Consider the following 24,406-nt stretch of genomic DNA (forward strand, 5'->3'; position numbering starts at 1 on the left):
TTAAGTTCGCAAAGGCGTTTCACTTAAATAAGTTCGCAAAGCTTTTAATTAATCAAAATTATTAATATTTATAAGAATAAAATCCCTCTTAGAAAAATCTAAAAGGGATTGTAATTTTATTTTTGTCTGAAATACACTTCGATAGGAACTCCGGTAAATCCGAATTCTTTTCTTAGCTGATTTTCAGTAAATCTCTTGTAGGGTTCTTTTACGTATTGTGGTAAGTTACAGAAGAACACAAATTGTGGCGAAGGCGTTGGAAGCTGTACACAATATTTGATCTTAATATATTTTCCTTTGTTTGCAGGAGGTGGTGTTGCTTCGAAAATCGGAAGCATTACTTCATTTAATTTTGAAGTTTTGATTTTCTTCTTACGATCTTCATACACCGTCATCGCCATGTCAACTGCTTTCAAAATTCTCTGTTTCGTTAGAGCAGAAACAAAAAGAATTGGAATATCGCTGAACTGACCGATTTTATCTCTAATCGATTTTTCAAAATCTCTTACCGTATTGGTATGCTTATCTTCGATAAGATCCCATTTGTTTACAACAATCACGATACCTTTTCTATTTTTCTGAGCCAAACCGAAGATGTTCATATCCTGAGATTCCCACCCAAGAGTTGCATCTACCATGATAATTACAACATCAGAATATTCGATAGAACGGATAGAACGCATTACGGAATAGAATTCCAAATCTTCATTCACTTTAGATTTTCTTCTCATTCCGGCAGTGTCTACCAACACAAACTCGTGACCAAATTTATTGTAAAGCGTCTGAATACTGTCTCTTGTTGTACCTGCAACATCGGTTACAATGTTTCTTTCCGCATCAAGCAAAGCGTTTGTTAAAGTAGATTTCCCTACGTTTGGACGACCTGCAATTGTAATTTTAGGCAATCCTTCAAAAGGATCTTTATAATCTGTAGTGGGAAAATCCTTTACAATATCATCCAAAATTTCACCTGTTCCAGAACCAGTTGCAGAAGAAATAGTATAATATTTTTCAATTCCTAACTGATAGAATTCTGTAGCATCCAATTCTTCTTTAGCAGAATCAACTTTATTAATGACAATGTATGTAGGCTTGTTGGATCTTCTCAACATTTCATGAATCTCATGATCTGTATCCGTAAGACCTTCTTCTACATTCAGCATAAAAATGATAGACGTAGCTTCATCAATTGCCAACTGTACCTGCTTAGAAATTTCTCCTTGGAAAACATCGTCATTATTCACATCATAACCACCTGTATCGATTACGGTAAAATCTACACCGTTCCAATCAGATTTTCCGTAGTGACGGTCTCTGGTAACACCTGCAGTAGAGTCTACGATAGCCTCTCTTCTTTCTAATAAACGATTAAATAACGTGGATTTTCCTACGTTGGGGCGCCCAACGATTGCGACAATATTCGACATAAAAATGTTTAATAATTTAATTATTAATGGGTTTCTCCAACTTTTGGAGCCCAATTTTTTGCAAAGATAAGGTTTTTATTTTACTTGCTATTTGAAAATAGCTAAAGTGCAAAATCGCCAATTGTGTAAAACTGTTGCTTAAATTAAAACTTCCAGCATCCATTCTCCCAGCTTCCAATGAAAATTTTAGCTAAAATAAATCTTTGTAAATCAATTCATAACCCCATCAGTAGACACTTTTCTTAATTTTTTATTTTTATTATTAAAATAATTTTTCTAATTTCGCGGAACAGAAATACAGACCCATGGTGTAGCGGTAACACTACTGATTTTGGTTCAGTCATCTGGGGTTCGAATCCCTGTGGGTCTACAACAAAACAAAAGCAATTTACTAAATTACTGTAAGTTGCTTTTTATTTTGGTCATCTTTTTAGTCACTTGGTCACGATTTTGGTCACTGTTTTTCTAAAAAATTGCTTGAAGTGAACCTGATTGAATCTATTAGAATCTGATTGCATTTTTACCTACGGAAATAATGACCGTTGCTCTCAAAATAATCAAACATTATGCTCCGTGCTGTACTTTCCCAATCAAATTTTAAGTTGCATTTAAAATTTATTGTTTCGCATTGTCGCATTGCAATGCTTCAAGGCTTTTTTATGTATATATTGAGATATATTTTAGTAGAAAGTTGCTTATAAAGCAGTATAAATATGCGATAAAAACAAGTGGTATTTATACAGCCTGCGTAAAAGGTCAGCCAATCCAATACCAAAAGATCGGTACAGTTTTTATGAGAGAAGGAAATAATACTTTCAAAAAGTAATTAACTATGAAAAATCTATTAGTAGCTGTATTATTCATAGTATCTGCAATCTGTGTCGGGCAAAAATCACAAATGAAGACAGAGTACGTCAAATATAGGCAGAACAAAGGAGGATATTGGACTGAGTGGAGCGGATTAAAGAAAACAACCGTTACAGTAACCATAAATGCTGATGAACAAATAATAATAGTACATCCAAGTCCGCAGGAAACATAAAGAATCCTTGATTTCAAACCAACACAATATATTGATGATAGTTTGCGTACAGGATTATTATTGCGTAGATTCAAGCGGTAAGAAATGTATTGTAACCTTATGGGTTGAGGTTTATATTACTTCTAATGATACTAAAAACTTTCTATCATAAAAAGGAGATTACTATACAATGTAACCTCCTCACAAACACTAAGGATGAAAAAAAATATCCTTATACAAAATAATAACAATTTATTTTCACACCTATTACTGCATTTCTACTGATATCTGTAAATTGCTCTCTTTTAAATTATAAAGAGAAATACTTCAAGATAATTTAATCTACATATATTAAAATGTTTTATTTCAAAATTTGAATAAAAAATTACTCTGCTTTTATAATTTCTAATATCAAAAATTAGAGTTATTTTTCTTATTACTATTTCTTAAACTAAATCCCCTTAAAAAAACATACTGCATTCATACTTATTTATTTTTTCAATACACTGATATATAATATTTTAAATTCATAAAGTATAAATACAGTATATCAATGAAATTATTTTGGATGTAGTTTTGCTGCGGACAATTTCCCAGTGAATGAAAATCATTTTTGTATATATCGAATCACAAAAATTTAGATTCTAAAAACACATTAAAATTCATTTAAACACTAATTAAAAAATGAAAAAAAACATTTTATTGTTATCTATGATAACATTTTCTGGATTAGCTATTGCACAAGTAGGAATCAATACACCAAATCCAAAATCAACTTTTGATATTACTGCAAAAAATCCTACAGGCACTGCTAGAACTGCAGAAGGACTTTTGGTACCTCGAGTAGACAGACAAAGAGCTCAGTCGATGACAGGTGTTGAAACTTCAACATTAATTTATGTAAATAGTGTGGCAACAGGGACACAATCTGGAACGGCATCCCAAATAGATGTAATAGGATATTATTATTTTAACGGAAGTGTTTGGACAAAGATTGTTACTGACCCTACATTATTTTCAGATACCAGTATTTATAAAAATAATGGAACTCTTTCTGCAAATAGGACTGTTGCGCAGGCTGATAAGACATTAGCTTTTACAAGTACAGCTACTAGTGGGACAAGTCATTTTACAGTAGACGGGAAAACGCTAAGTGTTGATGCAGTTAATAATAGAATAGGAATGGGAACTGATGTTCCTCAAAATAGACTCCATTTAGGAGAGGATGCACCAGCAACAGTTACAGATGTCGGAGGAAAAAAATTAGCCGTATATAATAATTCTGCAGGCACCTCTTTTTATGGTCTTGGAATTAGCTCAAATACTCTACAAATGCATGCAGGCTCAGCGCCAGATGCAGCACCAGCAATGGCCTTAACAAGAGCTGGTTATTTGGGATTGGGAACACCAACTCCTACAAGTAAGCTTGAAATAGTTTCGGATAATGAAGGAGGAACAGTAGCAAATGACATTAATATACGAGGTTTTGGAACATCAAAAACTCCTGGTATTTTTCTAAGCTCTGCTAATGGTACTGCATCTGCACCCTCCAACCTTGCAAACAATGACATTATCGGTATAATGCAGTTCAATGCTCAGGCAAACAATTCTAGTGCTGTAGGTTCATCTATTAAAGCAACTTACAAAGGAAATGGTTTAAATAATCTTACCGACCTTACCTTTAGTACTTCTAATACAGACAGGTTAAAAATTGATGAAAATGGTAAAATAGGTATTGGAACTTCATCTCCAACAAATTTATTACATGTTAATTCTTCTTCAGCAGGAGCTGTAAAGATTACTGATGGAACACAGGGAAATAATAAAGTTTTAACATCCGATGCAAATGGCGTAGGAAGTTGGAAAGACCTTCCAACAGATAATAATACTAATATTTATACTAATAATGGTACTCTTACTGCAAACCGTATTGTTACACAAGGAAATAACACTTTGGCATTTAATACTACGGGAGCAACTTCTGGAACAAGTCATTTTACAATAGATGATGACACTTTCAATGTTGACGCATTTAATAACAGACTAGGTATTGGTACTAAAACTCCTTTATGGCCATTTCATGTTGTAGCTAAAGATAAAAACTTAGATGCGGCAGTAATTGAATTAGCAAATTCAACGATAAATTTAGGAGGTCCATATTTGGCTTTAAAAAGAAATTATTCAGATAATCCATTGACAAATGGAGCAATACCAGCAGGCGCATCTCTTGGTGCTATAACTTTTGATGGGAATACAGGAAATGGTTATACAGGAACTGGAATTAATTCCAAGGCTGCTGTTGCAGCATATGCTATAGAGAACTTTTCTCCAACAGCTAAAGGGACTATATTAACTTTCAATACTGTTAGTGCTGGAACAGCTACTGCATATCGAAGAATGACTATTACTGATAAAGGTAAAGTTGGTATAGGAACATCATCTATAGACGCTCAGCTTCACATTCACACAACAGATGATAATGGAATTGTAAATGAACGAGAATCTAGCAATACATTATCCGCACCTTCACTTGCGTTAAGAAAGATAAGAGTTCCAGCAATAGGAGAAACTATTTATGGTGTTACAAAAGATGAATATTTAGGAGCTATTACCTTTGCAGGAAGTGTAGCAGGTAGTAAATTTAAGGATAATACTATTCAAACAAATACAACAATAGCAAGCATAGCAACAGAGAATTTTTCAAATAGTGGACAAGGCTCAGAACTTGCATTTTTTACTGTACGTAATGGAATGACATCTAACGCTAAGAGAATGACTATTAGTAATGATGGTAAAGTTGGAATTGGCAGAGTGCCAACTACAAACATTTTAGAAATTGAAGGAAATGCTTCTAAAACAACTGCTGGTTCATGGATAGCAAATTCTGATGCAAGACTTAAAAAAGATATTCAAGAAATCCCAAGTAATGAAGCTCTAGATAAACTCTTAAGAATGAAAGGCGTTTATTATTATTGGAATGATAATAAAACAGGAATTAATCGACCTAAAGAAAAACAAATAGGCTTTATAGCTCAGAATATCAAAGAAATCTTTCCAGATAAGGTAACTACAGATTCTAAAGGTTATTTACAAACAGCATATGGAGATTATGATGCAATACTGGTAGAAGCTATAAGAGCCTTGAATCAAAAAATTGAAAGACTTGAATTAGAACTTAAGAAAAAAAATAAAAAGAAATAATTTACTATTTTAAAATATATTATATAATGATTGGCTCTACCGCAACCAGGTAAAGCCAATCATTTTGATTTTTATATAGTCCGATTTTGTCCTTTTATCCCCCCTAAACTTCCAACCCAAACCTACCTATCACACCCTATCAAAGTTTGAAACTTCCTCACAAGCAAATCCCGTAGCTCTAATTTTATGGTATTTAGGTTATACTTTCTTAGTAGATGATTTACTGTTTTTATTTCCCGCAACTAGTTCGCTAAAAATTTGTTTTTAGTGTATTTTCTAAGTTCTTCCATACCGTAAAATGGTCTGCCGAACATAATTTCAAAGTTTGGAAGGTTCATAAAACTATCCATAAATGAAGACTTTTCTTTCAATATCCTCTTTACTTTTGATATAAGAACATAATTATCCTTTTAACGATTCTCTGCAATTTTATAGTCGCACTCCACAAATAAAAAGACTTTTACACAATTATATCTTAAACAGAAAATAATTACTTGAAAATAATCTTAAAGAACTTTTTAGCTCGTTTCTGCTCTTATTTACAAATTAATCACCACTATATGATATGTTTTGCTTTTCAGAATTAAAATTTCCAAGCCTTTCGTTCGTAGGAACAAGTTTTTTTCTGCCATCTATTTTTATTAGCATTATAGATATACGATAAAAGCTCATAAATATAGGTTTACAGCACTTCTCGTCCAAATATCAACCGGTCTTAAAAACTTTTTATCCACTAAGAGTGCAGGAAAACAAAACCAGTCTGAGAAAAACAAAATCTGAGAATTAAGTACTCCGAAAAAAAACTTGTTGACAGAGAGAAATCTGTCTTGTCACGTGCAAAAGTCATAAATATATGAAAATTTACTAATCATATAAAATTATTGATTTTTTATGGAAATAACATAAATTAATAAAAATGAAAAGGAAAATTACCTTATTATCTCTAATTTCATGTGTATACTATAACGCACAAGTAGGAATTAACACAACAACCCCCCAAGGAGTATTTAACGTAGATGGAGCTAAGGATAATCCTTTGACAGGAACTCCTACAGTAATACAACAAGATAATGATGTTGCCATATTATCGACAGGAAATGTTGGAATTGGAACAACTGTTCCTGCAGGAAAAATTGATATTATAGGCAATGCATCTACTGCACCTATTATAGCAAGAAATATGGAAACATCTAATGCAACTGTTCTTGCAAATAAACAAACGTTATCTCCTATCCTTGCAGACAGTAATGGAGTAATGATAAAACAATTTACACCAGTAAGTTTAGGAAACAGCTATTATTTAGATGGAAGTTTTCCTATAACTATCGGAGGAGGTTCGGTTCCTATTTTTACAGGAATTAATGATAATACAGTAGTCTCTTTTAGATTTGCTACAAACTTAGCTTTTGGAAACGGAAGTAGGGCAATGTTATACGGTCAAATAAGTTTCACTGCAAGAAATGGATTCCGTGTATCTCAAGATTGGAACTCTTCTGGAGACACTCTTACAGAGCCTTTTACTCTTAATGGAGAAGGAACAAATACACTTACTTTTGATGCACCAACACAACCAGATTTAATTTTCTCTTATTCAGGAGGTGTTATCAGTGTAAATTCAACTACCACAGTAACACAGACAAATGTTCTTATCTATGATGGAAAAAAAATAAGATAATATTTACTCGATTTAAAATGATGACTTTTCAGATAATCTTATAACTAAAATATGTAAATAAGACAGATGTAGCTATAAAAAAGATTTTAGGAACATGGTCTAAAAAACCATCCTTTTTTCAGGATGGTTTTTTATTTATTAATATTTTAAATTTTAATACCTCGAAATCACAGACCAAGCCGTTCCTGTACTTTGCACCACAATTCCTCTTCCCATATTACTGTTATTTAGTCCATAATTAGAGAAATTACCTCCATTGATTCTGAAAGTTCCATTGATCGTTACAGTTCCTGTTGTGTCATTAATTAAATTATAAATCTTACCCTGATTTGAAATAGTAGCAGTAGGAAGAGAAACATCACCATTTAAAAGGAGCGTAAAATCATCATTAGCAATAATTCCATTATTCAATGTTCTGATTTTTTTATCTGTTGAAGTGATAAGTTTTACCCATTTTTCGAGACTTCCACTATAGTAGTAATATCCCGGTGAAACAACGTCGATTGTTTGTCCTGCCGGAGCTGTATCTGCGAGAGTAGCATAAACTAATGCCCCATCTTGTGCAGAAGTATAAATTTTTGCTCTCAATTGCTCACCTGTAATTCTTGGAGCGATAATACCATCATACTTTGTAGTATCTGTAGGATTTCCGACTACGTGTAAAGAAGCGTTTGCACTAGCTGTATTAATGCCGACTTGGGCAAAAGTAAAAGTGCCTACCAATAAAAAGGCAGGAAATAATTTTTTAATCATTTTTTGAAGTTTGTTGTTTTTTCGAGACAAATGTATATTTTAATTTTAATTAATCACAAATTTTTACGATAAAAAATCAAAACATCGCATAAAAAAAAAGACAACTATAATGTTGCCTTTAATTTTTATGTTAAATATTTAAAATTATGTTAAATTATTTCAAATCAAATCTGTCTGTATTCATTATTTTTACCCAAGCAGAAACAAAATCCTTTACAAATTTTTCCTGAGCATCCGAACTTGCATAAACCTCAGCAATGGATCTCAATTCAGAATTTGAGCCGAAAACAAGATCAGCACGCGTTGCCGTCCATCTTTTCTCACCCGTTTTTCTGTCTGTTCCTTCGTACAATTCATTATTTTCAGAAATAGACTTCCATTGAGTACTCATATCCAATAAATTAACAAAGAAATCATTTGTTAAAACTCCCGGACGTTGCGTGAAAATTCCATGATTTGAACCGTCGAAATTTGTATTTAAAGCTCTCATTCCACCAATTAAAACTGTTAATTCAGGAGCTGTAAGATTTAATAATTGCGCTTTATCAATCAATAAAGATTCTGTAGAAACTGAATATTTTTTCTTTAAATAATTTCTAAATCCATCTGCTGCCGGTTCCAAATATCCCATGGATTCTACGTCGGTCTGTTCTTGTGAAGCATCCATTCTTCCTGGTGCAAAACCAACTTTCACTTCATGACCGGCATCTTTTGCTGCTTTTTCAACCCCTGCACTTCCTGCCAAAACAATTAAATCTGCCAATGAAACTTTTTTATTTCCAGATTGAGAATTATTAAAATCATTCTGAATATTTTCCAGAACAGATAATACTTTTTGTAACTGAGTAGGGTTATTCACAGCCCAATATCTTTGAGGAGCTAAACGAATTCTCGATCCATTGGCACCCCCTCTTTTATCACTTCCTCTAAACGTTGAAGCCGATGCCCAAGCTGTTGAAACCAATTCAGAAACATTTAATCCTGAATTTAAAATTTTAGATTTTAAAGATTCAATATCATTATTATCAATCAATTCGTGATTTACTTCAGGGATTGGATCTTGCCAAATTAATTCTTCAGAAGGTACATCATTCCCTAAATAACGGGCTTTTGGTCCCATATCTCTGTGCGTCAGTTTGTACCAAGCTCTTGCAAATGCATCTGCAAATTCTTCAGGATTTTCGTAAAATCTTCTTGAAATTTTTTCATAAATCGGATCAAATCTTAATGACAAATCCGTTGTCAACATGGTCGGTCTGTGCTTTTTAGTAGAATCAAAGGCGTCAGGAATAATTTCTTGTCCATTTTTAGCCACCCATTGATGAGCTCCGGCAGGACTTTTCGTTAATTCCCATTCGTTTTCAAATAAATTTTTAAAGAAATAATTACTCCATTCTGTTGGAGTTTCTGTCCAGGTAACTTCCAAACCACTAGAAATTGCATCAGCTCCTTTTCCTGATTTGTAAGTACTGTTCCATCCAAAACCTTGCGCTTCAATTCCTGCTGCTTCAGGCTCTTTTCCTACATGATCTGCAGGTCCTGCACCGTGAGTTTTACCGAAAGTATGACCTCCCGCGATCAAAGCAACGGTTTCTTCATCATTCATAGCCATTCTTCCGAACGTGTCACGAATATCTTTTGCTGCTGCAATCGGGTCGGGATTTCCGTCCGGTCCTTCAGGGTTTACGTAAATTAATCCCATCTGTACCGCGGCCAAAGGTTTTTCCAAATTTCTTGAGTGGATGTCTCCATCCGCATCATCATCTGTAGGAAGTACACCTCTGTTTTCAACAACCCCCTCCGAACCGTGGGCGTAACGAAGATCTCCACCTAACCATGTTTTTTCCGTTCCCCAATACACATCCTGATCCGGTTCCCAAACATCTTCTCTTCCTCCTGCAAATCCAAAAGTTTTGAAACCCATTGATTCTAAGGCGATATTTCCAGTCAAAATCAATAAATCTGCCCAAGAAATCTTCTTTCCATATTTTTGTTTGATTGGCCACAGCAATCTTCTTGCTTTATCCAAACTTACGTTATCCGGCCAACTGTTTAATGGTGCAAAACGCTGTTGTCCCGCTCCTGCTCCTCCTCTACCATCACCTACACGATACGTTCCTGCGCTGTGCCAAGCCATACGAATAAACAACGGACCATAATGTCCAAAATCAGCAGGCCACCAATCCTGAGAATCCGTCATCAATGCATGAAGATCTTGTTTTACCGCTTCAATATCGAGACTTTTGAAAGCTTCTGCGTAATCGAAATCCTGATCCATCGGATTTGAAAGGTTTGAGTGCTGACGAAGAATATCTACCCTGAGCTGATCCGGCCACCAATCTAGATTTTTAGTTCCGCCACCTGCAACATTTTCTTTTTTCAATGTTCCGTTGTGGAACGGGCATTTACTGATGTCTCCTGAATTATTTTCCATATCGTTTAAATTTTTTATGTTCGTTTTTTAAAAGTCAAAAATTCCATCTGTTCATGGACAAGGCAAACTTACAACAGTTATAAAATAAATACAATCTATCAAAATTATTTTTACAATAGCTAAAAACAATAACACATCTTAAATCGTTGATTTACTGACAGCATATGGTTAAAAAACACAATAATGCAATTAAGTTAGTAAAATTTTACATTTATTTAAATGAAAATCAAACTGCAACAAACATATTTAGAATAATTCAACACAGTGTTAAGATTTTCATAAATTTTAAAGTTTTTAATTATCAAAAATTTAATTAACTTTATCTATTCAGAAAACATCAAATTTAAAATATGAAAAAAATCTTAGTAGTACTTCTCGTTGCCTTTATTATACTTCAGTTCTTTCCTATTGATAAAACCAACCCCGCGCCGACTCCCGGAATGGATTTTCTGAAAATAAAAAATGTAAAACCTGAAGTTGCCCAATTAATCAATACTTCCTGCTATGATTGCCATTCCAACGAAACAAAATATCCTTGGTATTCTAATTTTGCTCCGGCATCGTGGTTTCTAAAAAATCATATTAATGAAGGAAGAAAGCATTTAAATTTCTCTACATTTGCAACATATCTACCGAAACAACAGGTTCATAAACTTGACGAATGTGCTGAAATGCTAGAAAAAAAAGAAATGCCTTTGGAATCTTATTTTGTAGGACATCAGGATGCAAAACTGACGGAAGAGCAAAGAAAAATTTTAATCGATTATTTCAAAAAAGAGAAAGAAGAAACGGAACGAAAAATGGTATTTTAAAGCAAAAAAATCATGCAGGAGAATTGGCAGGAAAAACATATTGTATTCTTTGACGGAGATTGTGGGGTCTGCAATTTCTGGGTGCAATGGATTTTGGAAAGAGACAAAAAAGATCAGTTTATGTTTGCTTCTCTTCAATCAGATTTCGGACAAAAATTTTTATCCGAAAGAGGTTTGGAAACGAATGTTTTTAACACAATGTATCTTTGGAAACCGCATCAATATTATTTGATAAAATCTCAGGCAGTTCTTAAAATTGCAAATATTTTAGGCGGAATTTATAAAGTGGGAAGTCTGTTTGGCAAACTGATGTTTCCTGCGGTAAGTAATAAAGTGTATGATTTGATTTCCAGAAACAGAATGAAACTGGCGAATCAAAAGTGTTATTTGCCAACACCTCATCAAAGAAAGAAATTTATTGAGGTTTAATTTTTTTCACGAATAACTAAATGAAAATAGTCAACGTTTGTGATTCAGAACGGAACAAAGTGGAGTGAACAATCTACTTTTAATTTTGCCTTAAATAAATTCTCCTTCGTCTAAATGACATATTATAAAAATAAAAAGACTGCTTCAATTAAGAAACAGTCTTTTTATTTTCGCTGATCAAGCTGATTGCGCTGATATTTTTAAATATGTTTAATTTATTGATTCAAAGACCAAACAGAATAAGAATTCGGAGCGCATTGGATTTTCACCCATTTATCTCCCTGAGTTGTCGGATACCAACTTGAGCTTCCTGTAAAATCTTTAATCTGCTGATTTGCCCAATTCGTCTGAATCCATCTTTCCTGCCAACTTGAAGAATTATTGATATAAACCACCAACCCTGGATTTCCGTTGTAGCCGTTTCTTCTCGCGATATATTCATCATTATCAGTGTACAAAATCGAAGTTGTGCCGGTTGCTTTATTGTTGTGAATCCAAATCAAATTGTTTAGTCTTTCTTTGTTCAGCCATTCTTCGTAATCTCTGTAAAAAATTGTCGGATAACCTTCATGCGTTAAAATATAAGCGTATGCCAACATTTTATTATAAATGATGTCGGTGTCATGATTGGCTACAAAAGTTACGGCTTTGTAAGGATTTCTTTTCCACATCATGTCGTCATTTAGTGCATTTAAATTTCCATTATCAAATGCTTCATCCATTTTATAATACGCTGCAAAATCGAATACGGAACTGTTTGCATTATTTGCCCACCATTCTAAGGTATTGACATTAGAATCCCACAATTCGCCAACAGAAAATCCGCCAACATTGGCATTCCACGTATTTACAACCCACGGTCCAAAACCTTTTACATAATCGAACCTCCAACCATCAAATTTCATGACGTTTTTATAATATTTTGCGACAGAATCATCTCTTCCCCAAAGCCAGTCCTGAACGTAGGGATTCGCATGACATAGATCCGGAAAACCTCCAAAGGCACCTTCATCATTGTTCCCGTAAGCATTTTTGTAAAAATCATTATAGTTTCTCGGAAATTTTCCAGAAGCAACCCCCGAGAAATTCGTCCAGGTATTGGTTCCCGTGTAAGGATTTGCCTCCGATTGACCACCACTGTTGTGATTGATAACAATATCGGCGTAAACCTGCATATTTTCGGTATGAGCCTTTGTAATTAATGCTTCTAATTCTGCTCTTGAGCCAAAACGTGTTTCAACACTTCCATTTTGATTAAAATTTCCAAAATCATAATAATCCGTTGGGTCATATCCCATTGAATAGGCTCCGTTCTGAGCTTTTGAAGCCGGAGGTAACCAAATTGCGCCGATCCCCGCGTTTGACCAGTCGGTAACTTTTCCTTTTACCGTATTCCACCAATTTCCTCCGTCAGGAACATCCCAGTAGAATCCTTGCATTAAAACGCTTCCTCCAGGTCCGGCAACAAATTTAGAATTAATATTCGAAGACGTTCCTGTGCTGAAAGGTCGGCCGTCGTGGTTGGTAACATTCACTATTTTGTTATGAATCTCTAGCTGTTTTGATGTTTCCGTCATCATCTCATCATTGTTCTGACAGGAATTAATTACCCCTAAAGCCAATAGAGAAAGTAAGAAGTGTGTTTTTTTCATATCGAAAGTTTTAATTATTAAACTATTAACTAAATTACACTTTTATTGAAATAAATTCTAATCGAGGTGAAATAATTTTCACTTTTAACAATAATCATTCAAAATTCATCATTAAATTTTCTATTAAAAATTTATAAACTTTTAAGATTTTCGGTACAATTTTTCCATTATTGCATATATTTGCAGACTATGGAATACAATACCCAAAAAACTCAGCTTCATTTGCCGGAATATGGCAGAATAATACAACAGTTGGTTGAACGTTGCAAAGAGCTTTCTACAAAAGAAGAAAGAAACGAAATGGCAATGGCAATCATTGATTTTATGGGTCAAAGAAACCCACAACTACGCGACGAAGAAAATTATAAACATAAACTTTGGGATCATCTATATATTTTAGCCAATCATGAATTGGATGTAGACTCTCCCTACCCTTTCCCTACAAAAGAAGAACTTGAAGAAAAACCAAAAAGGATGGAATATCCTAAACTTCAAGGTGATTTTAAATTTTACGGAAAAAGTATTCTTCAGCTTATTGAAAAAGCAATTGAATTGGAACAAGGCGACGAAAAAGAAGCTTTGATCGAAGTGATTGCCAACAATATGAAGAAATCCTACAATGTATATAATAAGGAACACGTAACGGATGATGTAATTTTCCGTCACCTGAAAGAACTTTCGGAAAACAGATTGGATCTTACCGGAATAGATTCTCTTGAGAAAAGCAAGATCTATTACAACACCAATAATAACAACCGAAATAATAACAATAACAACAGGAACAACAACCGAAACAACCAAAATAACAAAAGACGACACAACAATAATAACAACAACAATCATAATAATAAAAGAAAGTAGACATGAGTGGAACATTTCAAATAAGAGGAGGAAAAAGACTGCAAGGTGAAATCACTCCACAAGGAGCAAAAAATGAAGCTCTACAAATTCTTTGTGCCGTTTTGTTAACTGATGAGGAAATTAGAATTAAAAATATTCCTGATATCCACGACGTTAATCGATTAATTGAAATACTTGGAGACTTCGGTGTAAAAGTAACCAAGAACGGACATGGAGATTATACTTTCAAAGCAGACAAGGTAAATTTTGATTACATAAAATCTAACGAGTTTAAAAAAGACGGAGCAAAACTAAGAGGCTCTATCATGTTGATGGGACCCATGTTGGCAAGATACGGTGAAGCATACATGCCAACTCCGGGAGGTGACAAAATCGGAAGAAGAAGATTAGACACTCACTTTCAGGGGCTTGTAGAATTGGGTGCAGAATTTCATTATGATGAGGAAGAATTCTTCTATTCTTTAAAAGCCAAAGAGCTTAACGGTAAATTTATTTTACTTGAAGAAGCTTCTGTAACCGGAACAGCAAACATCGTAATGGCTGCAGCTTTAGCAAAAGGAAAAACAAGAATTTACAACGCAGCTTGTGAACCATATCTTCAACAACTTTGTAAGATGTTGAACAGAATGGGAGCCAATATTTCAGGGATCGGTTCAAATTTATTGACGATTGAAGGTGTTTCTCATCTTCACGGAACTGAGCACACAATGCTTCCGGACATGGTAGAAATCGGATCTTGGATTGGTCTTGCTGCCATGACAAAATCTGAAATTACGATTAAAAATGTAAACTGGAATCAATTAGGAGTTATTCCAAATACATTCAGAAAATTAGGTATTGAACTTGAGCAGAGTAATGATGATATTTTCATCCCGGCTCAGGAAAATTATAAAATTCAGAAGTTTATTGATGGTTCGATCCTGACAATTTCTGATGCACCTTGGCCAGGATTTACACCGGATTTATTATCTATTATTTTAGTAGTGGCAACTCAGGCGAAAGGAAGTTTATTAGTTCACCAAAAAATGTTTGAATCACGATTATTCTTCGTAGATAAATTGATCGACATGGGGGCTCAAATTATCCTTTGTGATCCGCATAGAGCAACAGTTATCGGATTGAATCAGGAAGCACCGTTGAGAGGAACAACAATGGTTTCCCCAGATATCAGAGCCGGAAATGCACTTTTGATTGCAGCACTTTCTGCAGAAGGAAAATCGATTATCCACAATATCGAACAAATCGACAGAGGATATGAAAATATCGATGGAAGATTGAAGGCAATCGGAGCGGATATTGAAAGAATTTAATTCTTATTTTAAAATATTGAAACCACCTTTTGGGTGGTTTTTTATGATGTAAAATCATTTATTACATTTAGACAGAATTATATCCTGCCCTTTTTTAAGTCATCTCTTCAGGACTTCTAATTTTAATTTTAAACGAAAAATAAATAAAAACGACCGTCACAAAAATGTAACGGTCGTTTGTTGTAATTAAAACTATATGAATCTCGCCTAAGAGTATTTTCTGCAGGTATATTCCACAGTGGTACTCAAAAGTTTATTTTTATTCAGATAAAATTCCAGTTGTTCGAAATCCTCTGAATTTACATTTATATATAGCTGAACGGGGCCAAAACTTCTTCCGTCCACGTATTCAACGTTTGCCGACAACACCTTATGACATATTCCAAACTGATTGTAAATGGCATTCATCAAATGCTCGAATTTCATTTTCCCATTCAATTCTATTTCCAATATCAATTCTTTTTTTGGCAGGTTTATTTTGCTTTGTAAAACCTGCAGGTTTGGATTTGGTGTAATCATAACAAAACTTTTTTTGGTTAAATACTAATATTCATTGCTCTTTGCGTTAAATCTTTGACAAAAATATAAAAAAATATTAGTCTACCAAATTAGTAGGGTAATAATTTTTAATTTTAACTAAATATTTTCTTTGAAGTTTAAATTTTGGTTAAAACCATTTGATTATTACATAAAAAAGCGGACTAAAGCCCGCTTCTATTGATGTGAATATTTTCGTTAAATTATTTCAGCTCCTTTATTCTTTCTAATTTGTCAGAAGCCGCCAACCCATTTGGATTACAACCTAACTCACCTTCCGGAACTTTTAAATTTTTCTTTTGATAAAATTCTTCCCAAAAAGTATTTGTCTTTCCCGTTTTCGGATCGATGAAAGTCATGGGTTCTAGTTTGAAAATATGGTCACTTCTGAAAGCTCTCTCTATAAAATCTGAACAATAATATGAGTTTTCATCCAAAATATAATTAAAATTGTAAGGTTTTCCTAACATAGAATTTGCATTTTCAATTGCGCCTTGAATGGTGTTTTGATATTGTGGTTTCAAGCGATAAACGATTACTCTTTGTCCATCATTTGCCTGATCTTTCAAAAAATCTTTTAAACCTTGCTTTTGGGAACCTCCTTTTGGTGCAGCATGAAGCACAAAAAGACCATTCTTATCTTTTTCTAAAATCCCGATATGATCGAAAGAGGCATTTTTCTGTTTCTGGGTAACATTATTGATAGCTCCCGAAAGTCCGGTTTCTTTTGCCGTTACGAAAAGCAGATCTCCATTCTCTAATCCTGAAAAATGTGAATTTTTACAACTTAAAATCAGATTCAAGAGAAAAATGATCGCAAAAGATTTCAATAAAAAATTATTTCTTTTTAAAATTGGTTTCATAAATATCAATCCATTCTTCAACGTTCATTTTTTTACTCAATTCAGCCAATAATTCAAACGGAATATCATCCACTTTTTTGAATCGAACGCAAGATTTTCCCATATCCAGCTTTCGTTTGGAATATTTTGGAAACTCTTCCACAAACCAGTTCAGCAATTCCGGTTTTGCATACATTCCCATGTGATACAGCGCAATAAAATTTTTCTGTGAAGCAATGCTAATAAAGGGTAGCGGAGAGCCAGGTGTGCAGTGATATCCTGCAGGGTAAGTCTCCAGAGGAACCGCCCAACCGATCATTCCGTAGCTTGTGCCCTGTGAAAAGCCTGTGGGTAAGTTGTCATTAATCGTATCAAACATTTTTTTGAAAATCTCCTGTCTTTCTTCAGGAATTTTGGAGATATAATCTACTACGGAAGTTGATGGAATTTGCATTTTAGTCAGCTTTAATAATTATTCAAATTAACAAAAATTGATTGAAATATTCAATTTAAACCTGTCACATAAAAAAATCAGCCTTACAAGTTGCAAAGCTGATTTTAGTTATTATGCAATGAAAATTATTTTACAAAATTGTACACATTGAACATTTGTAAGTCTTTTCCATTCTTTTGAAGGAATAAAATTTTGTTGGTTGCAGGAACAAACTGAATTAAATTCCCGTCTGTAAATCCATAATTCTGAAAGAAATTTCTTCCTTTATAATCCATTGTCAATTCTCTTCCAGCCAATCCGCTGAAATCGAATGCTTTCATCGAAAAACCTGTATTTCCGAACGCTCCTTTCGGATAGAACGACGAAACATACAAATTATCTCCCGACTCGATCACTTGGATTCTTCTTCCCATCGGATTGCTTCCAAGCGGAACGAATTGCTTCACCTCACCTTCTTTATTGAATTTCATTAAAACGCCAACATCCAGTTTGTAAACAGGATCCGGAAAACGGTTCATCGCAGTCGGTAAAGGTCTTGAAACAGTTTCCTGCTGAATTGCCATTAAAACCTCATCGCCTTTCACTATTGTTTTAATCACTTTTACGTCGCTCATATCTTTTGCTCCGGCTAAATTTGTATTGCTGATCACAGCTTTTCCTGTTTTAATATCATAAAACATTACTGTTCCAAAAGTACTTCCGCCCAGAGTAACCGCCTGGTTTTTTCTTCCGAAAGACACTAAATAATCATTATCATTTTTACTGATTGCGTAAAGTTTTTCAGGAATATATTTGTCGTCAAAAGGAAGGTCTTTATCTTCTGTGTTGGAAACCATTTCCAATTTGTAAGATTCTTTCCAACCTGCTGCTTTACGAAGTAAAATAATCTTTCCAGAATTTGTTAATGTTAAAGATTTTTCAACATAATCGCTGCTCAATGAAATTTCTTTATTCCAAACCGGAGTAAGAGTTCTAAGATCTAAAACCAATACATCATTGATATTGTCTGTCTTTTTACTCGCATATCTGTCATTGAAAACTGCTGCATATTTCCCATTTTCAGAGAAAAGAACGTAGGTTGTTCCAGATTTGTTGGTAGATTCTATTGTATATTTTGCAATACTTTTCTTTTCAAAAGCTCCAGTTTTTTTGCTGAAAACATGTTGAAAAACTTCTTTTCTGTTTTCTTTTCCGAAGTATTCTTCCGTAAAAGCGACTAATTTATCATCATCTATTTGCTGAGACCCCAGATAATTATGTAGAACACCATTCGTTTTATTCGCATAATCCTGAACATACGTATCGAGAAGACTTCCATTCTGATCGAGCTTTCTCATCAATAATTTCTTGTGAGGAAAAACATTTCTCATCAATCCATCGATGTTGATTGCGCTAAACATATAAGAATTGTAATCGTCTGCTAAAACCAGTTTTTCATCAGTTTCAAGATTATCATCGATCGTAAATTTTGTTCCTTCAACAACTTTTGTCTGCGCAAAAGCACAAACCGAAGCCGTAATGAGTACCGAAGTAATAATTTGTTTAATCATATTTTCTTAGTTATTATAAATTTTTTCTTCTAGTTTTTTTAATTCCAAATTGGCATCGTAAGATAATTTAATATCTACCAGATGCTCTTGTAATTCATTTAAATATTTTTCTGCTTCAGAATAATTTCCCAGTGCAATATTTAATCTTATTAAATTGAAATAAAGATATTCTCCGATTTTTTGGTTGTAAAGAGCTTTTTTGTCGTTGTAATTTATCTTCGTTAAAGCATTTTTCCAAATATCAACTCCTTTCTGCATATTTTCCATCGCTACTTTATTAGGAGCGTAATCGGATTTTGCCTGAAGTTTCTTTAGATTGGTTGTAACGTAGATGTACGCTTTTTCTAAATCATCGTAATCTCCTTTATTTTTTACAGTTTCTAATGCAACCGTAGAATTTATTGTACGATAACCGAAGTTATCATTAATAATATTTCTTGTACGATCCATTGTTCTTTGTAAATACAATTTTTCCTGGAAACTTAGGTTAATTTCATTCGTTGGAACACTCGCAACTTCAGAAAAGTCTGAAAAATAAGTTTTATCCAACTTTACAATCCCATTTTGTTTTCCAATAATTCTTACAGGCTGATTGGCAAATGTTTTCCCCTGATTGTCCTGAAAATTGGTTCTTTCCATTTCAACGACAAGATCAAGATAATTTCCACCTTTCGAAAAACCGGCAACATCCATTTGTGAAGCAAGGATTTTGTTATCTACGATTAAAGCGTCTCTTAAATCCGGTTGTCTGTAAATCGGCATTGGAGGAATATTCAAAACAGGTCTTGAAGGCAGCCTTAAAACAGGAGCTCCATTGGTTGCTGCAATTTTTTCCACTGCGGATAACTTACTGTATTCTGCAGATTCCAGTTTATATTTTTCCTGAAGCTTTTTTACTTCTGCTTCGTAATCTTTTAATCTTTCCTGATGTTCGATTTTTGCAGTTTCAACATTAGTCTGATAATTATCAACCTGTCTTTGATAATCTTCTTTTGATTGTTTCAAAACATCATCTTTTGTAATGTTGTAAGGAGAATTTACAACCAAAGTATAGTTTCTGTTCGGAATATCCGTCGCAAAAACCGGTTCTTTTAATAATTGAAAACTGATTGTTTCTTTATCAATTCGTTGAGCAAAAGAAAATTGAGAACAAAATATAGAAATAGTAAAAAGTAGAGTTATTTTTTTCATTGGCTATTAATTTTGAGCAAAAGTATGATATTTTATTAATATTTTCTTTTTTTAATTGAAAGCCTAAGTACCACACTATTAATTTTTAAACAAAAAAGACAGCCACACATTGTATAGCTGTCTTTGGAAATTATAAATCTAAAAATTATTTACTTTTTAATTGCCTTCATTGTTGATCTTGAACCATCTTTGAAGATAATTGTTACTAAATACATTCCGGAATTCAGTTCAGATAAATTCAATTCTTTACCAGGATTTTCAATAGTTTTCACTACTCTTCCAGAAATATCATTTACTACAACTGATTTTACTTTTTCAACATCAGAAATATTCAATACATCTCTGAATGGATTCGGATAGATCTTAATAGCATTTTTAGTTGCTGAAACTTCGTTTGCCGCCAAGATTGTTGGGTTTTGTTTAATTTCTACATTATCTAATAATAAATCGTCGTAGAAATAACCATTCCCATTTACATTTTTATCAACTGTAAATCTCACCTGAATGGTTGCCCCTACATAAGAAGCCGCCAAAGGAACACCTACTGTTCTCCACTGATTCAAGTTTGAAGTATCCGACCATACATTTACCCAACCGGAACCGTCATTTACTTCTACTGTAAGTTTATTGTTATCGTACGTAGTAGGACTTACTGTTGTTGAAGTTGATGTAGAATGATTTTTATACCAATCGAATGAAATATAAGGCGCTGTTAATCCTGCTAAATTTACATATGGAGTAACCAACTGTACTGTATTTGCTCCTGCTCCACTGTAAGGAGAACTTGCATCTACCCAAGCATAACTTCCTGCAGGTCTTCCGTTATTTGCCAGGTTTGCACCATAATCTGCATTTCCTGCGAATTTCCACAGAAGGTTTGCATTTGTAGTAGTCGCTGTAGGATTTACATTTGTCCAACAGTTAGGTGCTGTTCCATTATCAAATGTCTGAGCAAAAGGAGCCGCTAAAGTAGCACAAGCTGTTGTGAACGTTACAGATCCCCACCAAGAACTCTTATCAGAACTGCTACATGCAGATCTTATCCACATATAATAAGTAGTTGCCGGAGCAAGTCCAGTTACTGTAGTTGATGTAGAAGTGCTTGTTCCTGAAGCTGCAGTTGCTGCTGTAGGAGCTGTATTGGTTGTTGAATAATAATATTCGTATCCATTTCCGGGTGTGGAAGATGGAGCAGTCCAGGAAATATCCACAGAATTTGCCAATACATTTGATGACGTTAATGCAGATGGTGCAAAACAAGTTGGTTTTGGCTCCCAATACACATCATCATAGTAGTAAGATTTTGCATCCGCTGTATTTCTGATAGCCAATCTTGCATTCGCAGGAACAGAAGATGGAACGATAACAGAATATTCGTTACCCGCCGTTGCATACACTGTATTTGCAATACTTAATGCTTGTAACGGAACAAAAGTTGAGCTGTTTGCAGCATCTGTTACATATCCTACATTTAAAGTTCCTGTTGCAGAGCTTACTCTTGCTTTAAATCTCAACCAATGCGTTCCAGCATTAATATTACTGAATTGCGGAAGAACAACCGTGGTAGGATTTTGTGTAGTTGAACTATATTGATAAATATGTTTTGTTCCTGAAGCCACAGGTGTAGCTGTAGAAATTGTCTGAGAACCGTTTGTATCGATAATTCTTGCCCAGCAATCCGGAACAATGCTTCCTGATGCATAAGATTCGAAATCTTCAAACATCGTGGTCATAGGTCCACACAAAGTTTTAAATGTTCCTGAGAATGACCAAGCACTCTGGCTTGTTGCCGTACTACAATGAGATCTTACCCAATAATAATAGGTCGTATTTGAATTTAAACCCGGAATCGTTGTAGAAGTTGCCGCAAGTCCCGTAATATTCGGAGTAGATCCACTCGTAGGAGCTGTGTTTGTAGTGCTATAGTAGATATCATAGCTTGAAGGCGAAGTTCCCGCCGCCGCCGTCCATGAAACTGCTGCTGAATTTGCAGTAAGCGTTCCAACCGCGTTCAATACAGGAGGTGCACAATCTGAATACACATCTGCAGACATGGCGAAGATATTGCTGTAACCTTGTGCTGTAGAAGTTTTTGTAATAGTTACACTCTGAATTGGCTTAGTTTGATTTGCAGGATCAATCGTCAGCAAAGTTTGATAAAGCCTAGGATTTGTTCCACTTCCGGATTCTAAAGTATCATTCGTTCTGTTGATTCTTCCGAATCCCTGGATTGCAAAACCTGTTGCATTATACCAATCTGCAATAGTTACTCCGGTAAAAGTCTGAGAAGTATTATCCGTAAAATTCACAACCACAGAAACCGTTGAAGCCCCACTTCCACTTGTAGCAAGCATATACAATTTAAAAGCAGGAGTAGGCGTTGCAAACACCAGCGTTCCTGTATCATTTTGGCTAGCCAGCTTTAGGGAGTTGTTGGAGTTATAATTCGCCAGCTTATACGTAAGTCCAGGCGTAGAAGTTACTACACTATTCACAGTTCCATCAATAGGTAAACCGTATGTAAGTGCCGTACTTGAAGAGTTTAGCTGAAAATCCCTTGATACGAAAGCGAAAGATACTCCGTCAACATCAGAACTGGTTGTAATCGCTGAAGAACCAACACCATTAGCAACTACGTCTGCTGTAAAACCCGATGAAATTGGAATTGGTTGGTAGTTTTGCGCCATCATTGTAGATGCACAAAATAGAGCTGCAACATTGCAAGCTCCAAAAAGTAGTTTTAAATTCATATTTACTAGTTATTGTCGCTGTAAATTTATAAAAAAAACAATATAAAAAACATTTTAATAAAATTATTTCAAAATATTTTTAAAATTTATAAAAATATTTACATTTATTCACATTAAAATGAAATAAATAATTAAAGCTATAATTAATTTAAAACTACAAAATCAATAACATATAAAAAATATTATTACGAATTATCAAATCCTATTAAAAAACCGTTCTATACAACCTTTATTTTAATATTGAGAAATTAAATCTTATTTTTGTGCTACAAATTTTTGATACAATGCCGAATATTTCAAACAGAGCACAACACATGCCGCCATCGCCGGTAAGAAAACTAGTTCCTTTTGCCCTTAAAGCAAAACAAAAAGGTACAAAAGTATATCACCTAAATATCGGGCAACCGGATATTGAAACTCCGGAAACGGCTCTTAATGCTTTAAAAAATATTGATTTAAAAGTATTGGAATATGCTCTTTCTGAAGGCAATATCGAATACAGAAAAGCACTTACAGAATATTATCATTCTTTAGATTTTACAGATCTTACGCCTGATAACTTTATTGTAACAAACGGAGGATCTGAAGCTCTAAATTTTGCCATCTCAACTTTATGCGATGATGGCGATGAAGTAATTATTCCTGAACCATATTATGCAAACTACAACGGATTTACAAGCACTTTCAATGTAAATGTTGTTGCCGTTCCATCGACGATTGATACTGGTTTTGCCCTTCCTCCAATCGAAGAATTTGAGAAAAAAATTACAGAAAAAACCAGAGCAATTGTTATTTGCAACCCTGGAAATCCAACTGGTTACCTTTACACTCGTGAAGAACTTCAACAACTTGCAGAAATTGCATTAAAACATGATATCGTTGTTATTTCAGACGAAGTTTACAGAGAATATGTTTACGATGGAAAGCAACAAGTTTCAATGCTTGCTTTTCCTGAATTGGCAGAAAACTGCATCATCATTGATTCAGAATCAAAACGTTACTCAATGTGTGGGGTAAGAATCGGTTGTATGATTACCCGTTCTAAAAAAATCCACGATGCAGCTATGCTTTTTGCACAGGCAAGATTGAGCCCTGTTTTGTTGGGACAAATCGCTGCAACGGCTGCTCATCAAAACGACGGAGCTTACATAAGAGCGGTAAGAGAAGAATATACACACAGAAGAAATGTTTTGGTTGATGCTTTAAATGCAATTCCGGGTGTTATCTGCCCGAAGCCAAAAGGAGCTTTCTACTGTGTTGCGGAACTTCCTGTTGACGATACAGAAAAATTCGCACAATGGTTGCTTGAAAGCTATACCAACAATAATGAAACCATTATGGTTGCGCCAGCGGGAGGTTTCTACAGCAATCCTGAACTGGGTAAAAAACAAGTAAGAATCGCTTACGTTTTAAAAGAAGAGGATTTAAAAAGAAGTGCCGTAATTTTGAAAGATGCACTTGAAAAATATAAATTAGAATTCAATCTTTAATTTAAATTAAAAACAGA

The 24,406-nt window shown here is 34.2% G+C and carries 18 protein-coding genes and 1 tRNA gene; 9 read left to right on the forward strand and 10 right to left on the reverse strand.

Annotated features, from left to right (window positions below):
- Positions 1-116 precede the first annotated feature (116 nt).
- A complete protein-coding gene (der, locus tag ACKX2A_RS07635) occupies positions 117-1,427 on the reverse strand; it encodes a ribosome biogenesis GTPase Der (RefSeq protein ID WP_415328783.1) in 1,311 nt (436 codons plus the stop codon).
- 299 nt (positions 1,428-1,726) lie between these two features.
- Here der and ACKX2A_RS07640 point away from each other — a divergent pair.
- The 4 genes from ACKX2A_RS07640 to ACKX2A_RS07655 all read left to right on the forward strand — a co-directional run bounded on the left by ACKX2A_RS07640 (position 1,727) and on the right by ACKX2A_RS07655 (position 7,324).
- Positions 1,727-1,797 (forward strand) — tRNA-Gln (locus ACKX2A_RS07640).
- A gap of 528 nt (positions 1,798-2,325) precedes the next feature.
- A complete protein-coding gene (locus tag ACKX2A_RS07645) occupies positions 2,326-2,469 on the forward strand; it encodes a hypothetical protein (RefSeq protein ID WP_415328784.1) in 144 nt (47 codons plus the stop codon).
- 663 nt (positions 2,470-3,132) lie between these two features.
- On the forward strand, positions 3,133-5,649 hold the full coding sequence (locus ACKX2A_RS07650; protein WP_415328785.1) for a tail fiber domain-containing protein: 2,517 nt from the start codon (positions 3,133-3,135) through the stop codon (positions 5,647-5,649).
- 1,036 nt (positions 5,650-6,685) lie between these two features.
- Positions 6,686-7,324, forward strand: coding sequence for a hypothetical protein (locus tag ACKX2A_RS07655; protein WP_415328786.1), 639 nt, complete (start codon positions 6,686-6,688; stop codon positions 7,322-7,324).
- Between the two features lie 153 nt (positions 7,325-7,477).
- Here ACKX2A_RS07655 and ACKX2A_RS07660 read toward each other — a convergent pair whose 3' ends face one another.
- Entirely contained in the window at positions 7,478-8,077 is a 600-nt protein-coding gene (locus tag ACKX2A_RS07660) for a hypothetical protein (protein WP_415328787.1), read from the reverse strand.
- Between the two features lie 154 nt (positions 8,078-8,231).
- Positions 8,232-10,511, reverse strand: a complete 2,280-nt coding sequence (gene katG / locus ACKX2A_RS07665; RefSeq protein WP_415328788.1) for a catalase/peroxidase HPI — start codon at positions 10,509-10,511, stop codon at positions 8,232-8,234.
- 350 nt (positions 10,512-10,861) lie between these two features.
- On the opposite strand from katG, the gene ACKX2A_RS07670 reads away from it, so the two are divergent.
- Both ACKX2A_RS07670 and ACKX2A_RS07675 read left to right on the forward strand, forming a co-directional pair.
- Positions 10,862-11,323: a heme-binding domain-containing protein gene (locus ACKX2A_RS07670; RefSeq protein WP_415328789.1), complete on the forward strand. Its 462-nt coding sequence runs from the start codon at positions 10,862-10,864 to the stop codon at positions 11,321-11,323.
- A 12-nt stretch (positions 11,324-11,335) separates the two neighbouring features.
- Entirely contained in the window at positions 11,336-11,752 is a 417-nt protein-coding gene (locus ACKX2A_RS07675) for a thiol-disulfide oxidoreductase DCC family protein (RefSeq protein ID WP_415328790.1), read from the forward strand.
- A gap of 215 nt (positions 11,753-11,967) precedes the next feature.
- On the opposite strand, the gene ACKX2A_RS07680 is transcribed toward ACKX2A_RS07675, so the two are convergent.
- Positions 11,968-13,404 carry an alpha-amylase gene (locus ACKX2A_RS07680; RefSeq protein WP_415328791.1) on the reverse strand — a complete coding sequence of 479 codons (1,437 nt, stop codon included), beginning with the start codon at positions 13,402-13,404 and terminating at the stop codon, positions 11,968-11,970.
- A gap of 189 nt (positions 13,405-13,593) precedes the next feature.
- On the opposite strand from ACKX2A_RS07680, the gene ACKX2A_RS07685 reads away from it, so the two are divergent.
- Together ACKX2A_RS07685 and murA are read left to right on the forward strand one after the other, a co-directional pair.
- Positions 13,594-14,265, forward strand: coding sequence for a DUF4290 domain-containing protein (locus tag ACKX2A_RS07685; RefSeq protein ID WP_415328792.1), 672 nt, complete (start codon positions 13,594-13,596; stop codon positions 14,263-14,265).
- A gap of 2 nt (positions 14,266-14,267) precedes the next feature.
- Positions 14,268-15,575, forward strand: a complete 1,308-nt coding sequence (murA, locus tag ACKX2A_RS07690) for a UDP-N-acetylglucosamine 1-carboxyvinyltransferase (RefSeq protein ID WP_415328793.1) — start codon at positions 14,268-14,270, stop codon at positions 15,573-15,575.
- Between the two features lie 207 nt (positions 15,576-15,782).
- On the opposite strand, the gene ACKX2A_RS07695 is transcribed toward murA, so the two are convergent.
- The 6 genes from ACKX2A_RS07695 to ACKX2A_RS07720 all read right to left on the reverse strand — a co-directional run bounded on the left by ACKX2A_RS07695 (position 15,783) and on the right by ACKX2A_RS07720 (position 22,899).
- Entirely contained in the window at positions 15,783-16,094 is a 312-nt protein-coding gene (locus ACKX2A_RS07695) for an NIL domain-containing protein (protein ID WP_415328794.1), read from the reverse strand.
- A gap of 221 nt (positions 16,095-16,315) precedes the next feature.
- Positions 16,316-16,975: a YiiX/YebB-like N1pC/P60 family cysteine hydrolase gene (locus tag ACKX2A_RS07700; protein WP_415328795.1), complete on the reverse strand. Its 660-nt coding sequence runs from the start codon at positions 16,973-16,975 to the stop codon at positions 16,316-16,318.
- Positions 16,950-17,408, reverse strand: a complete 459-nt coding sequence (locus tag ACKX2A_RS07705) for a DUF1801 domain-containing protein (protein ID WP_415328796.1) — start codon at positions 17,406-17,408, stop codon at positions 16,950-16,952. Before ACKX2A_RS07705 ends, ACKX2A_RS07700 begins: the two co-directional genes overlap by 26 nt.
- Positions 17,409-17,533: 125 nt before the next feature.
- Entirely contained in the window at positions 17,534-18,958 is a 1,425-nt protein-coding gene (locus ACKX2A_RS07710; protein ID WP_415328797.1) for a hypothetical protein, read from the reverse strand.
- Between the two features lie 6 nt (positions 18,959-18,964).
- On the reverse strand, positions 18,965-20,149 hold the full coding sequence (locus tag ACKX2A_RS07715) for a hypothetical protein (RefSeq protein WP_415328798.1): 1,185 nt from the start codon (positions 20,147-20,149) through the stop codon (positions 18,965-18,967).
- Between the two features lie 149 nt (positions 20,150-20,298).
- Positions 20,299-22,899 carry a fibronectin type III domain-containing protein gene (locus tag ACKX2A_RS07720; protein WP_415328799.1) on the reverse strand — a complete coding sequence of 867 codons (2,601 nt, stop codon included), beginning with the start codon at positions 22,897-22,899 and terminating at the stop codon, positions 20,299-20,301.
- A gap of 284 nt (positions 22,900-23,183) precedes the next feature.
- Between ACKX2A_RS07720 and ACKX2A_RS07725 the strand changes: the two genes are divergently transcribed.
- Positions 23,184-24,389 carry a pyridoxal phosphate-dependent aminotransferase gene (locus ACKX2A_RS07725; protein ID WP_415329430.1) on the forward strand — a complete coding sequence of 402 codons (1,206 nt, stop codon included), beginning with the start codon at positions 23,184-23,186 and terminating at the stop codon, positions 24,387-24,389.
- The last annotated feature ends 17 nt before the right edge of the window (positions 24,390-24,406 follow it).

Source organism: Chryseobacterium sp. MMS23-Vi53 (assembly GCF_047651245.1).
Lineage (GTDB): Bacteria > Bacteroidota > Bacteroidia > Flavobacteriales > Weeksellaceae > Chryseobacterium.